Here is a 13,149-nt window from a genome sequence, read left to right as displayed (position 1 = left end):
TCAGACCACCACCCGGTAGTGGGTGGTGAACAGCCCGGCGTCGTCGTACACGTGGAACGCGACACCGGGCGGCTGGGTCTGGGTGGTCAACGGGCCCTCGCCCTCCCAGGGCATCCGCAGTGTGGAGACCACACCCGGGGCGATCCGCAGTGGACGGCCCGCGAAGGCGCTCGCGGCGGCGGTGTGGAAATGCCCGGTCAGCACGGCGACGACCTGCGGGTGGGCGGCGACGAGTTCGGCCAGCGGGTCGGCCGGCAGAAGCCGCATCGGGTCGATGACCGGGTGGTGCAGCACCACCGGCGGGTGATGCAGGGCGATGAACGCCGGCGTCCCGGCCGGCACCGAACCCAGCTCGTCGGCGAGCCAGGCCATCGTCTCCTCGTCCAGGTGACCGTCGTCCGCGCCAGGCACCGAGGAGTCGGCGAGGAGGAAGACCGCCCCGGCCACGTCGTGGCGGGCGTTGATCGGGCCGGTGCCGCCGCCGTTGTCACCGAGCAGACCCTTGCGGTACGCGTCGCGCACGTCGTGGTTGCCGGGGCAGACCATCACCGGCAGCGGGGAGTCGAAGAGTTTCGCGGCGGTCTCGTACTCGGCCACCTCGCCGTGGTCGGCGATGTCCCCGGTGATCAGGATCGCGTCGACAGGTCGTGGCAGGCCGTGCAGGTAGTCCATGACCCGGGCGGTCCGCTCGGCCGACCGGGGATGGCCGTCGAGGTGGGTGTCACTGAGATGCGCGATGACCAGCACGAAGTCGCTCCTAACGGCTATTGGTGTCGAAGCCGTTAGGGACGCTACTCCGGGCCAGGTCGGCCACCGCAGCGCGTTAGCCGCCGCGGTCAGCTCCGCGAGCGCGGCAGGCAGTCCTTCTTGTACTTGAGGCCCGAACCACACCAGCAGGCGTCGTTGCGCTCCGGCGGCCAGGCGATCCGTGCGCTGGGCCGCGCCGACACCTCGGCCGCGTAGCCGGACCGGACCGCCGCGTCGGCCGGATCGCCGCCACGTCGACCGGCGAACGCGGTCAACCCGGCCACCGTCGCGCCGAACACGCCCAACCCGGCCTGACCGGCACCCCGCAGCCGAACCAACTCCGTCTCCAGCCGGCCCCGGTGCGCGTCCCAGTCCGGCCCGTACACGTCCGTGAGGGCAGGGTGCTCGGCGAGCAGGCGATCGAACTCGGCCCGCGGCCAGAAGAGCAGATCCGACTCGGCGTCCCGACGCTCCCCGGCCCGACGCACGAGCTGGGTCTCCAACCGGTCCGCCAGGTCGTCCTGCCGGTCGTGCGGCAGGTTCAGGTTGCGGCGTACCCGATGCCGTTGTTGCAGCAGGAAGAAGGTGACACCGGGCGCGTCCGGCGGACCGAGATCGACCACCGGGTCGATAGCGGTGCTGGCCGGCCCGGACGCGGCGGTCGCACGTTCGTTGAGCAGTGTGTCGACCGCCTCGCTCAGCCACGTCTCGGCGGTCGCCGAACGCCCACCGGCGTCCAGCGCGGCACTGACGTAGGCGGGGGCGTCGGGCTGCACGAGCAGCAACGGGCGCAACGCGGTCAACTCCGCCATCGCCTCGTCGTCGTGACCGCCGGCCCGGAACAGCGCGCGGGCCCGCAGCGCGCGGGCGAACCCGGCCCGAGGGTCGTCTCCGGACGGGTACGCCGCCAGGGCCTGCTCCGCGTACCGCAGCGCTGCCTCGGGCCTCGCTCGGATCTCCGCGATCTCGGCGGCCAGAGTCAGCGCGTCCCCGGCGTCGTCCGGGTCCTCCAGCCGGCCCTGCTCGGCGGCCTCCGCGAGGTCGGCGGCCACACCGAGCGGATCGGCCTTCCCGAGCGCGGAGCGGCGCAGTTCGGCGAGGTCAGCCTTGGTGAGTATCTCTCTCGTCGGCACGATCTCACGGTACGTCGGGGTACTCACGGTATGCGGGCAGATCACCTGTTACGCCGCTCTCATACCGCGTCTTCTGCCGCCCTGCCGGGCGGACTACGACCAGGCGCCGGCCGCCGCGGCCCGGGCGGCGTAGGTGTCGAAGTCGAGCGGGTCCCGCCCGAGAACCCGCCGTACCCCGTCGGTCGGTTCGGCGAGATGGCCCGCCCGCATCCCGGCGAACAGGGCGTTCAGCGCCGTAGCCGCCTCCGCCGGATAACCCTCGGCGAGCAGTTCGGCGTGGTACTCCTCCGGGGTGAGCTCCACGTAGCGGATCGAACGACCGGTCACCCGGGCGATCGTCGCCACCGCCGCGTCGAAGGTGAGCGCACGAGGACCGGACAGGTCGTACACCTGTTCGTGGTGACCGGGCGATGTCAACAGCGTCGCGGCCACGTCGGCGACGTCCTGGGCGTCGACGAACGGCTCCGGGGTGGCGCCCATCGGCAGGGCCAGCCGACCGTCGAGCAGCGGTTGGCGAAACAGGTCCTCGCTGAAGTTCTGACAGAAGTTGTTCGGCCGGATGATCGTCCATTCAATGCCGGACTTCCGCACCGCCTCCTCGGCCGCGACCATGCCGGGGGAGAAGTCACCGACCCGGTCGATCCCCCGGCCGGAGAGCGCCACGATCCGGTTGACACCCGAGTCGACCGCCTGGGTCACGAAGTCGGTGGCCAGCGTCGGGTCCTCCGGTGCGAGCAGATAGACCGCAGAGGCGCCCGCCAGGGCTGGCCGCCACGTGTCCCGCCGCGACCAGTCGAACCGCACCTCACCGGAGCGAGAGGCGGCCCGGACGTGCCGACCCGCCGCCCGCAGTGTCTGGACCAGCCGGCGACCGGTCTTGCCGGTGCCGGCCATCACGAGTGTCGAAGGTGCGTCAGTCGTCATGACCACGAGTCAACTCGCCCAGCCGCGGGCGGGACATGTCCCGTCGTACGCCAGGCATGTCCGATCGTCCGCGGCCCATCCTCCGCGATCTATGGTCGGTGCATGGACCCGTTCGACAATCTGCTGCGCGGCGTGCACGCCGACGGCGCGGCCTTCGGCCGGTCGGTGCTGACGCCGCCGTGGGCGCTGCGGTTCACCGACGGCGCCCCGCTGACGCTTTGTGTCCCGATGCGGGGCGAGGGCTGGATCTCCCACCCGGAGAGCGACAAGCCTCGCCTGGTCCGGGTCGGCGAGACGGCCACCGTGCGCGGGCCGGCGCCGTTCGTCTTCTCCGCCGAGCCCCGGTCGAGCTTCGAGCCCGGGGAACTGCGGGACGTCCGGCGCGGCCGGACCGGGGTGCTCGACCCGGTGGGCGCGGATCACACCGACAGCCTCGTGCTGCTGGTCGGGGTGTACCACGTCCGGGGTCGGGTGCCGCAGCGGCTGCTGGGTGCGCTGCCGCCGGTGCTCGTCGTGCCGGAAGACCAGGACTGCGCCGCGCTGCGCGACTACCTGGACGCCCAACTCGACGCGGGTCGGCCCGGACGGCAGGTCGTGCTCGACCGACTGCTGGACTGGTTGTTGGTGTGCACGGTGCGGGACTGGTTCGACCAGCCGGAGGCCGAGGCCCCCGGCTGGTACCGCGCGTTGAGCGACGACACGGTCGGGCCGGTGCTGCGCGCCATGCACGACGCGCCGGGCCGACCGTGGACGCTGGCCAGCCTGGCCGCGCAGGCCGGCGTCTCCCGGTCCACACTGGCCAAACGGTTCACCACGTTGGTGGGCGAACCGCCGCTCACCTACCTGACCGACTGGCGCATGACACTGGCCGCCGACCTGCTGGCCGAATCGACAGCGACGGTCGCCGCCGTGGCGCGTCACCTCGGGTACGCGGACGCGTTCGGCTTCAGCGCGGCCTTCAAACGGGTGCACGGCATGAGCCCCAGCGGGCATCGACGGCTCACCCGGGTCGACGCCACGGCGGCCTGAGCGGCTGCTCTTCAGGCCCAGAGCCGGTCGACGAGTGGTCGCAAAACCAACGAACTACGGTCATCTGCCGTCAACCCGTCGTCGGTAGCGTCCGGTCGCCAGTTTCCCGACCAGGTCGCACAAAGGCGGAGTTATGGGCACCGTGGATCGCCGTACGTTCCTCAAGGCGATGGGAGTTCCCGCGATCGGCGCGGCGCTCCCGTTGGACCTCAGCAAGGCGCTCGCCATCCCGGCGAACAACCGGACCGGCTCGATCACTGACGTCGAGCACGTCATCATCCTGATGCAGGAGAACCGCTCCTTCGACCACTACTTCGGCACCATGCGCGGCGTACGTGGCTTCGGTGACCCCCATCCGGCGACACTGCCGTCCGGCAAGGACGTGTGGCACCAACCCAACGGGGACAACGAGCTGCTGCCCTTCCGCCCCGAGGTGAAGGACCTCGGCCAGACCTTCCTGCCGGACCCGCCGCACGGCTGGAACGACGGGCACGCCGCCTGGAACGACGGCCGCTTCGACAAGTGGGTGCCGAACAAGGGCGTTACGGCGATGACGTACCACACCCGCCAGGACCTGCCGTATCACTACGCGCTCGCCGACGCGTTCACCGTCTGCGACAGTTACCACTGTTCGCTGATGGGGCCGACCGACCCGAACCGCTACCACATGTGGAGCGGCTGGGTCGGCAACGACGGCAAGGGCGGCGGGCCGGTCATCACCAACGCCGAGGCCGGCTACGACTGGTCCACGTACCCGGAGCGCCTGGAGCGCAACGGCATCTCCTGGAAGATCTACCAGGACGTCGGCACCGGCCTCAACGCCGCTGGCTCCTGGGGCTGGACGAACGACCCGTACATCGGCAACTACGGCGACAACTCGCTGCTCTACTTCCACCAGTACCAGAACGCGCAGCCCGGAACGCCGCTGGCCGACAGGGCCAAGACCGGCACCGAGGTCAGGACCCAGGGCCGCGACCCGGAGGCGCTGCTGGCCGACTTCCGCGCCGACGTCGAGGCGGGACGTCTGCCGGAGGTCTCCTGGATCACCGCGCCTGAGGCGTACACCGAGCACCCGAACTGGGAGCCGGCGTACGGCTCCTGGTACATCTCGCAGGTCATTGACATCCTCGCGTCGAACCCCGAGGTGTGGAGCAAGATGGCGCTCTTCATCACGTACGACGAGGAGGGTGGCTTCTTCGACCACGTGGTCCCGCCGACGCCCCCGCAGACCCGCGAGCACGGCCAGTCGACAGTGCCGACCACCAACGAGATATTCCCCGGCGACGCCGACCACCCGGCCGGGCCGTACGGCCTCGGCATCCGGGTGCCGATGGTCATCGTCTCGCCGTGGACGCGCGGCGGCTACGTGAACTCGCAGGTCTTCGACCACACTTCACTGATCAAGTTCCTGGAGGCGCGGTTCGGGCACGGCCGGCCGGACCTGATCGAGCAGAACATCACCCCGTGGCGGCGGGCCGTCGTCGGCGACCTGACCACTGCCTTCGACTTCCGGCACCCGAACCGCTCGCGCGAGGTCAGGTTGCCCGACACCGACGACTTCAAGCCCGAGGAGTTGGTCCGGCACCCCGACGAGGTGCCGGTTCCGCCGGCGGACCAGCGGCTGCCGAAGCAGGAGCACGGGGTACGGCCGGCGCGGCCGATCCCGTACACGCTGCACGCCGACGGGCACCGCGGCGACGACTCGTTCCGGATCGACTTCCGCAACTCCGGCGGGGTCGCCGCGGTCTTCCAGGTCCGCCAGGCGGGCAGCGCGGACGCCCCGCGCAGCTACACCGTCGAGCCGGGCAAACACCTGAGCGACACCTGGCCGGTCACCTCCGGGTACGACCTGTCGGTGCACGGGCCGAACGGGTTCTTCCGCCGGTTCACCGACGGCGGGTCCCACCTTGACGTCACCCCCGCCTACGACGAGCACGGCTACAAGCTGGCCCTCACCCTCAAGAACCGCGGCTCGAAGCGGGTCGAGGTGACCGTCCGCGACGGGTACAACGCCCGACCGGTCAAGCTGTCGCTGCGCCCCGGCGAGACCGAGCGCGCCACGTGGGCGCTCGCCCGCACCCACGGCTGGTACGACCTGACGGTCTCCGTCGCCGGTGATGCCGACTTCGCGTACCGCTGCGCGGGTCATGTCGAGAACGGCAAGGACAGCATCAGCGACCCGGCCCTCGGCGGGCTCGTCTAAGGGACACCGCGTCACCCGGGCCGCTGCCGACCCGGGTGACGCGGTGTCGCCTCGCTGTCGGCCCGTCGCGTGGCTGTCGTCCGGCCGCCTCGCTGCGCGGCCCGGCCGATCGCTGGCTGGAGGCGGATGTCTCGTTGAGCGTTATGACTCACAGGTATAAATATTCCTCTGAGTCATAACGCTCGTCACTGAATCCTCTCGTCCCGAGGTCACGCTTCGTAGCGGCCACGCCAGCCATTGGTGCGCGGCCCTCACCCGCGACAACAGGCAAGGCGACGGTCAGAACTCCTCGTACACCGCCGGGTCCTGGTCCGAGAGCCGCCCGTCCGGGCGGCCCAGCGAGGTGATGGCCTCGACCTGCGCGTCGGTGAGCTTGATGCCGAAGACGTCCAGGTTCTCGACCTGCCGCTGCGGGGAGGCGGCCTTGGGCAGCGGGATCACCTGACGGGCCACGTGCCAGGCGAGGATCGCCTGCGCCGGGCTGACGCCGAGCGCGGTCGCGATCTCCACGACGACGGGGTGCTGCTGCAGGTCGTTGCCATGGCCGAGCGGGCTCCACCCCTGCACCAGGATGCCGTGCTCCCGGTGGTAGTCGAGCGCCTCCTGCTGCGGAAAGTACGGGTGCACCTCGATCTGGTTGACCACCGGGGCGACCCCGGTCTCGGCCACCAGCCGCTCGATGTGCTCGGGCAGGAAGTTGGAGAGCCCGATGTGGCGCACGAGCCCACGCTCACGCGCCTCGATCAGCGCCCGCCAGGCCTGCACGTACAGGTCGACCTTCGGGTTCGGCCAGTGGATCAGGTACAGGTCGACGCGGTCGAGGCCGGTGCGGAACACACTCTCCTCGATGGTGGTCAGCGCCTCGTCGTAGCGGTGGTGCCGCCCCGGCAGCTTCGAGGTGACAATCAGCTCGTCCCGCACGTCACCGGCCGACCGGGCGGCCCGGCCGACCGCGCCCTCGTTCTCGTAGTTCACCGCCGAGTCGATCAACCGATAGCCCGCCCGGATCGCCTGACCGATCGCGTCGACACCCGCCGAGCCGTTCAGCCGGTACGTGCCGAGCCCGATCGCCGGCAGGGTCGTGCCGTCGGCTGCCGCAAGATGGGGAATCGTCATGATTGGGACCCTACCCGCACGAGCTGCGCACCGACGGAGGCTCGTTGCTGAACGCCTTGCGGTTACCGGGTGAGCGCCCGGGCCGTCGAGGACTCACCGCTCAGCAGCGGGTCGGTACGCCGCTCGGACTCGGGTAGATCCATCGCTGCGGCAAGGAGATTGGCGAGCCGGCGGGCGTCGTCCAACCCCTGCCCCTTGCCGGCCCAGTCGTCGAAGGTGAGCTTGATGTTCTCGTCCGTGGTGATGATGTCCAGAACCGGGCCTCGCTTGTCGCGTTCGCGGAACCGCACGTACCGAACGTCCGCGAGAGGGAACTCGCGCTCGATCACGCCTTGTTTGCGAATTGCGCCCTGCGTCGAGATGAAGAGACGTGCCGGTGTGACGCCGAGGTACGCGTCCTCGCCGACGAGGCGGTCAAGATTGACGTCGGCGATGGCCAGCAAGGGTTCCTCGCCAGGCACGACCCACCGGAGGATTCGCAGCACGTCATCTGGCACAGACTCAGCGAAGACGGTGAGAGGCGGGTCCAGCGGAGCGGGTTGCGTGTGAACGCGGTTGCGAAGGGTCGCCACCCGTTCGGCCAATGCCTCGGCCATGGCAACGGTGTCCCGGATGTTCTGACGCTTCGTGGTGAACGGCAGGCTCCACTCGGCCGGGAGTTCGGCGATCAGACGGCACTGACGTTCAAGGTCGGTGAGGAGATCCGCCACCTCGTCCATGGCTCGCGTGTGCTCGCGCTGAGTGTCGGCGACCAACTCGGCCAGGAGCCGTTCGTTCTCGACGGCATTCGCCTCGTCGCGGCTGATGTGACCCGCTCGCAACACTTGAGCGCGATACCAGGACCACTCCGCCATGAGCATGCCGTGCGCGTCGGCGAGAATCTGCTCGATGTTCTTCTGGATATGGGCACGGCGGCTCTGTCCGTCAGTATCGAGCGCCTTGATGTGCCCGCGCACGAACGACCTGAAGAGCAGCCGTTGCTTGCGCAGGTCCGGGTCCCTGGTCGCGATGGAGGCGTAGATGTGGTCGTTGACGGCGCCGGCCGCCTGGGCCTCGCGCACGGCGCGCATTGTCGTCTCGTGCAGGCCAAGCAGCGTCGTCCACTGATCCTCGTGCAGCGCCTGGAGGACGTCACGGGTGAGTTGGATGTTCTCGTCGATACGACGTGAGATCGACGCCAGCTGTACCTGTAGCGCCAGAAGCGCGGCGGCCGGCCCGAGAGCGGTGAGTACGGATGCGGCCTGCGCGCCCGTCACAGGTGCCCAGCGTACGGAGGCGGCGATCTTTCCCTTGCTCGTGACGAGCGAACCCAGGTTCCAGCCGCCCGACGTCATCGGCTGCGCCGTCTTGAGCGCCTGCAACGTCTCGGGCGCCAGACGCACCAGCCCCTGCGCGGTGGCCGCGCCCTGTGCGCCCTGCGCCGCGAGATTGCCGATGCCCGAGGCCATCGCGAGCTTGTCGGTCAGGCCCTGGCTTGCGTGAGGGCTCATCATTTCGAAGGGGATCAGGTCGAAGCCGACGGGCGGCTGGTCCGCGAAGAGCACGGCCAGCCCCGGCTCGATCTCGACGAGGCTGACCATCGGTTCGTCGGGCGCCATCCCACATCCTTCATGATCGACAACGGGAGCATCACAGTACGTGTCAAGCAGGTCACCCCGGCTCAACCGGAGCGGCACCTCATCGCGCGTACCGTCCACACGAGAGTGACTGAACAGGTCGAACGCGTGGTGCGGGCGCGTCGGGTCGCCACAGCGACGCGCCGCCGTGGATGTGCTCACGGGGTTGACGTCGGCGTCGGAGTTGCCGCCCCGATCACACCGCCGAAGAAGACAAGGACCGTGAGCGCGATCATCGGGCCGACGAAGACGTAACCGAGGATCAGGCCTGTCACTGCCATTCCCCGTCCGGACTTCGTGCCATTGCGGGTCTCGTGGAGCCCGACGTGGCCGAGGATGACCGCGAGGACGCACGGTATCCCGAACAGGCACCAGCCACCGAGGACGCCGAGGATCCCGAGGACCATCGACGCGGTAGCGGTGCTGGACGAGGGCGGGGCCTGCACCACCACCTGGGGCAGCAGCTGGTGGTAGTAAGGCGGCGGGTAGGGGCTGGCGGGAACGGCCGAGATCGGCGGCTGCGGACGGGTCGGGTCGTACCCAGGCTGGTAGGACAAGGCGATATCCCTCTTGGTCGAGTCAGATGTCGGGGGTCAGCTCGTGCTGCTGGCGGGTGCCTGGAGTCGGGTGAGCAGGGCGCTCACCTCGGTGTGCAGGCGACGCAGCTCCGCTGCCGTAGGGGCCAGCTCGTAGCAGTGGTGGTGCGTGGCGATGGAGAGCGTCGCCCAGGCGAACGCCACCCGGCGGGCCGTTTCACTGCCCGGACCGAGCCGGCCGCGCAGCATCAACTGCTTGGCGCGACCCTGCCGGCACGCCGCCACGGTCGGCTTCACCCGCCGCCAGTAGGCGTCGACGCCGCCTTCTAGGGCGAGCCGGATCAGACAGGCGCAGGCCCGCGGCCACCAGCCCGCGGTCACGGCAGCAGCGCCGAGCAGCCCGGCCCCGCGCAGCAGCTGATCGGCCGCCGCCAGGCAGCGCTGTGGCGTCGGCGCGGTCACGACAGCGCCGCCGCGAGGAGGCGGGCGTCCGCGACCAGGCCGGGCAGGTCCGCCAGGTACGCGCCGTGCACACCCTCCCGGCATGCCTGGTACGCGTTCACCGCACGTCGTCCGTGCCGGCGGCCCAGCCAGCCGAGCACGTCACCACCCTTCTCGGCGTCGTCGAACACGGCCAGGGCGACGGTGGTGGCGACCCGTCGGGACGCGTCCTCGATGGCCTCCTCGATGTCGGCGTGCCGGACACCCCGCGTCACCCGGTTCCGCCAGACCGAGCGGTGGCAGGCCGCCTCCACCGCAGAGCGGCACAGCTCCGCGACCACCGGCCCGCGCACCTCGGCGGGGATCTCCTCGTTGCGCGCCAACGCGTACGCGTCGTCCAGGTAGCGGGTCACCGGGTCGGAGCCGGGCCGCAGCGTCACCACCGACTTCTCCGCGCGGGTCACCTCGATGATCCGCGCCTTGCCGAGATCGAGTCGGCGGACCGCGTCCGGCAGCCGGGTGTCGTGGGTGAAGACGACCACCTGCCGCTGCTCGGCCAGCTCGGCGAGCACCCGCGCGAGGCCGTCCACCTTCGACGGGTCCATGCTCTGCACCGGGTCGTCGACCACGATGAACCGGAACGGGCTCTCCGGGGCGCAGCTGCGGGGCAGGAATGTCGCCAGCCCGAGCGCCTGCATCTCACCCTGGCTCATCACACCCAGCGCCGTGCCGTTGTCGGCACCGTCCACGCTGACCCGGAAGACCACCCGCCGCCGGGTGTTCGCGCCCTCCAACGTCATCGACCCCAGCTCGACGTTGCTCTCCTGCCGCAGCTGCGCCCAAATGTGCTGCGAGTGCCCGGCGAACGGCGCGACCCGCTCGCTGCGAATCTGCGCACCGGCGTCCTTCAGCCAGGCGCGTGCGGTCTTCAACCGGGCCAGTGTCGCCTCCTGCGCCGGCAGTCCGCCGACGGTGGCCACCCACTCGCGCACGTCGACGGCCGCCGCCCGCCAGCCGGTGTCGCGCTGCCGCAGAAACCCCTCGGCGTACGCACGGGCCGCGTCGACCGCCGCCACCACCGCCGGGTACCGCGCGGCCAGGTGGTCGGCCAGGTCGGCCGGCTCCCCGGGTACGCGCCGCAGCGCGGCAACGGCATCACACAGCGCCCCGACCGTCGGCTCCGACCCGGGGCCCTCGGGCACAACGAGGTCGTCGATCAGGTGGTGCGTCTGCCGCAGCAGAGCCGTCAGCCGGGTCGTCGCCGTCTGGGCGGCGACGCTGCGCTGCCGAAGCTCGCTGAGCGACTCTGCGGCGGCGGCACGCCAGCCGTCGTCGAGGGTGCCGGTGGCGCAGACCGGGCACGACCCGTCGCCCTCGTCCTCGTGATGTTCGAGGGCGAGGCGGAGCAGCTCGGCGCTACGCAGCGCGGCCCGGGACCGACCACCGTCGTACCGCCGGGCCTCGACCGCCGCGTCCCGCAGCTGACCGGCGAGCCTTGTCACCTCGTCGACCGGCGGCGGGGCGAGGGCGGCGAGCGCCCGACAGAGCAGCACCTCCCGGTCGGTGGTCGCCTCGTCCGGCTCGTCGAGGATCGCCGTCACCGCGCCGACGTCGACCGCGCCCCGGCCACGCAGCAGCACGGCGGCCCGCCGGGCCCGCTCGTCGGCGATCCCGTCGAGCGTGGCGACCAGGGTGGCGCGCTGTGCGCGTACCTCCTTGATGGTGTTGTCGTGCGGCCGGGTGGCGCGCAGCAGACGCTGGTCGGCGTCGGTGAGCGCGTCCAGCCCGAGGATCGCGAAGAGCGCGTCGAAGAGCTGACTCTGCGTTCCGGCGGCGAGCTTGCCCAGCTCGGCCGCGGTGAGGAACGGCCGGTACAGCTCCAGAGGGCGGGCCAGGCCCAGCTCAGAGAGGCCCGCATGCCGGCCCTGGGCGCTGGTGACCGTCACCTCGGCGTCGGCCAGCTCGGCCCCGACCGGCCAGGCCCGGTGCACCCGCGTCGGCGTGGCCACCCCGTCGACGCGCAGCTCCACACCCACCCAGCACGGGTCCGGGTTGTGCAGGTTGCGCCACCCGGTACGCCACACGCTCGTCTTGTCGGCCCACCGGGCGCTGTCCCCGGTGAGGGCGAGTTCGGCGGCCTCGGCGAAGCTGGACTTGCCGGAGCCGTTGCGGCCGACGACCAGTGTGAAACCCGGGCCGGGCCCGATCTGGACGGTCCGTTCCGGTCCGACGCCACGGAACCCGGCGACGGTCACCGACTTCAACCAGATCCGTTCCGCCGGACCGTCGTCGGTGGGGGAGCGGGGGTCGAGCCGCGTGGGAGTGCCGGCGAGCGCGGCGGTCAGGTCCTCGTCGCCGGTGAGGGCGGCGAGGACGAGCTCGGCGGTCTCGGTCGGGACGTCGTCAGCGGCGGCCAGTCGGTCGAAGATCAGCTCGATCAGGGGCGCGGTGGTCGGTGCGGGCTGGGTCATGGTCGTCTCCAGGCGTGTGGTGTCCGCGGGCCGACGGCTCGTCGGCCCGCCCGGGGTGAGCGGTGGAAGTGCGGGTTACCGCGGTCGCGCGGTCAGACCGTGGCGTTCGCGTGCCAGTCGCGCAGGAACGCGTCGACCAGGGCGTGCGCCCGAGGACGCAGGTCGAAGGACTCCTCCCGCCGGCGGCGGGCCATGTGCGACAGGCCGTCGGCGGCCTCGTTGAGGGCGTGGCCGCTGTGTCCCTTGACGTGCGAGAACGTCAGGTCGGGACGGTGGGCCACCTGCTCGGCGAGCCGGACCAGGGTCGGCTTGTCTGACCAGCGGCGCTGCCGCAGGCTGTAGCCGGCGGGCATCGCGTCGGTCTCGCCGGCCTGCCAGCGGTGCAGGTACCGCACTGCCGTCAGACTGTCCAGCAGCACTGTCATGCCCGCTGGCACCTCGTCGTACCCGGTGAGCAGATAGTCGACCGCGCGCAGTTCGTCGACGAGCACCCGGGACCTGCCGGTCGGGTCGAGCCGGCCGGTGCCCCGCCCCAGCAGGCCGTAGTGGCCATCGCTGACCACGTACCCGATGCCACCCGCGCGGCCCTTCCAACTGGCGTCGGTCGCGGCCACCAGCGGACCGGCCGCCTTCGCCCAGCGGAGTACCCGGCCGCGCCCACGGTCCTGGTCGGGAAGCGGCAGGCAGTCGGCCTTGCGCCCCGAGTGCTCGGTGTGCGCGGCGGCGAGGCGCTCGGCGGTGTCGAGCAGCTCGGCGGCGGAGGTCAGCTCGTCGTAGTGGGCGGCGGTCAGGGCGAGGTGGACGGCATCACCGATCCCCTGGCAGTCGTCGCAACGGGTGGCGCGGGTGTAGGGGCGAAGGATGAGGACGCGATCGTGCAGGGGCGGGGGGAGCTGGGTCAGGGCGCGGAGGAACTCATCGGGGCGCACGACG

General features: G+C 71.1%; 11 protein-coding genes. 2 read left to right on the top strand and 9 right to left on the bottom strand.

Annotation, left to right across the window (positions count from 1 at the left end; translation table 11 throughout):
• From MED15_RS02285 to MED15_RS02275, 3 genes are all read right to left on the bottom strand, one after another.
• Complete coding sequence (locus MED15_RS02285) at positions 1 to 747, bottom strand: metallophosphoesterase (RefSeq protein ID WP_112734683.1); 747 nt, start codon at positions 745 to 747, stop codon at positions 1 to 3.
• 89 nt (positions 748 to 836) lie between these two features.
• Positions 837 to 1,880, bottom strand: a complete 1,044-nt coding sequence (locus tag MED15_RS02280) for an SEC-C domain-containing protein (protein ID WP_112734926.1) — start codon at positions 1,878 to 1,880, stop codon at positions 837 to 839.
• A 93-nt stretch (positions 1,881 to 1,973) separates the two neighbouring features.
• The gene (locus MED15_RS02275) at positions 1,974 to 2,804 is read right to left on the bottom strand and encodes an NAD(P)H-binding protein (protein WP_112734682.1); all 831 of its coding nucleotides are present in this window, start codon (positions 2,802 to 2,804) and stop codon (positions 1,974 to 1,976) included.
• 102 nt (positions 2,805 to 2,906) lie between these two features.
• Here MED15_RS02275 and MED15_RS02270 point away from each other — a divergent pair, with 102 nt between their 5' ends.
• Both MED15_RS02270 and MED15_RS02265 read left to right on the top strand, forming a co-directional pair.
• Positions 2,907 to 3,833 (top strand): AraC family transcriptional regulator, encoded by a 927-nt coding sequence (locus MED15_RS02270; RefSeq protein ID WP_112734681.1) that lies wholly within the window; start codon positions 2,907 to 2,909, stop codon positions 3,831 to 3,833.
• 133 nt (positions 3,834 to 3,966) lie between these two features.
• The gene (locus MED15_RS02265; protein ID WP_112734680.1) at positions 3,967 to 6,036 is read left to right on the top strand and encodes a phosphocholine-specific phospholipase C; all 2,070 of its coding nucleotides are present in this window, start codon (positions 3,967 to 3,969) and stop codon (positions 6,034 to 6,036) included.
• Between the two features lie 279 nt (positions 6,037 to 6,315).
• On the opposite strand, the gene MED15_RS02260 is transcribed toward MED15_RS02265, so the two are convergent.
• From MED15_RS02260 to MED15_RS02235, 6 genes are all read right to left on the bottom strand, one after another.
• On the bottom strand, positions 6,316 to 7,152 hold the full coding sequence (locus tag MED15_RS02260) for an aldo/keto reductase (RefSeq protein WP_112734679.1): 837 nt from the start codon (positions 7,150 to 7,152) through the stop codon (positions 6,316 to 6,318).
• Positions 7,153 to 7,214: 62 nt separating this feature from the next.
• Complete coding sequence (locus MED15_RS02255; RefSeq protein ID WP_112734678.1) at positions 7,215 to 8,750, bottom strand: hypothetical protein; 1,536 nt, start codon at positions 8,748 to 8,750, stop codon at positions 7,215 to 7,217.
• Positions 8,751 to 8,926: 176 nt separating this feature from the next.
• On the bottom strand, positions 8,927 to 9,325 hold the full coding sequence (locus MED15_RS02250) for a DUF4190 domain-containing protein (protein WP_112619397.1): 399 nt from the start codon (positions 9,323 to 9,325) through the stop codon (positions 8,927 to 8,929).
• A gap of 36 nt (positions 9,326 to 9,361) precedes the next feature.
• Positions 9,362 to 9,766, bottom strand: a complete 405-nt coding sequence (locus MED15_RS02245) for a hypothetical protein (protein ID WP_112734677.1) — start codon at positions 9,764 to 9,766, stop codon at positions 9,362 to 9,364.
• Positions 9,763 to 12,216, bottom strand: a complete 2,454-nt coding sequence (locus MED15_RS02240) for an AAA family ATPase (protein ID WP_112734676.1) — start codon at positions 12,214 to 12,216, stop codon at positions 9,763 to 9,765. The genes MED15_RS02245 and MED15_RS02240 overlap by 4 nt, the downstream gene beginning before the upstream one ends.
• A gap of 92 nt (positions 12,217 to 12,308) precedes the next feature.
• On the bottom strand, positions 12,309 to 13,145 hold the full coding sequence (locus MED15_RS02235) for a ribonuclease HI (RefSeq protein ID WP_146766672.1): 837 nt from the start codon (positions 13,143 to 13,145) through the stop codon (positions 12,309 to 12,311).
• Between the last annotated feature and the right edge of the window lie 4 nt (positions 13,146 to 13,149).

Source organism: Micromonospora noduli, assembly GCF_003264475.1.
Classification (GTDB): Bacteria; Actinomycetota; Actinomycetes; order Mycobacteriales; family Micromonosporaceae; genus Micromonospora; species Micromonospora noduli.
Note: the sequence above shows the minus strand (reverse complement) of the source record. Positions and strands in the feature narration are given on the sequence as shown.

What these genes read in the sequence shown, in the direction of transcription:
- MED15_RS02275 (WP_112734682.1), bottom strand. Translation starts at nt 2,804, where the DNA reads ATGACGACTGACGCACCTTCGACACTCGTGATGGCCGGCACCGGCAAG.
- MED15_RS02270 (WP_112734681.1), top strand. Translation starts at nt 2,907, where the DNA reads ATGGACCCGTTCGACAATCTGCTGCGCGGCGTGCACGCCGACGGCGCG.
- MED15_RS02265 (WP_112734680.1), top strand. Translation starts at nt 3,967, where the DNA reads ATGGGCACCGTGGATCGCCGTACGTTCCTCAAGGCGATGGGAGTTCCC.
- MED15_RS02260 (WP_112734679.1), bottom strand. Translation starts at nt 7,152, where the DNA reads ATGACGATTCCCCATCTTGCGGCAGCCGACGGCACGACCCTGCCGGCG.
- MED15_RS02255 (WP_112734678.1), bottom strand. Translation starts at nt 8,750, where the DNA reads ATGGCGCCCGACGAACCGATGGTCAGCCTCGTCGAGATCGAGCCGGGG.
- MED15_RS02240 (WP_112734676.1), bottom strand. Translation starts at nt 12,216, where the DNA reads ATGACCCAGCCCGCACCGACCACCGCGCCCCTGATCGAGCTGATCTTC.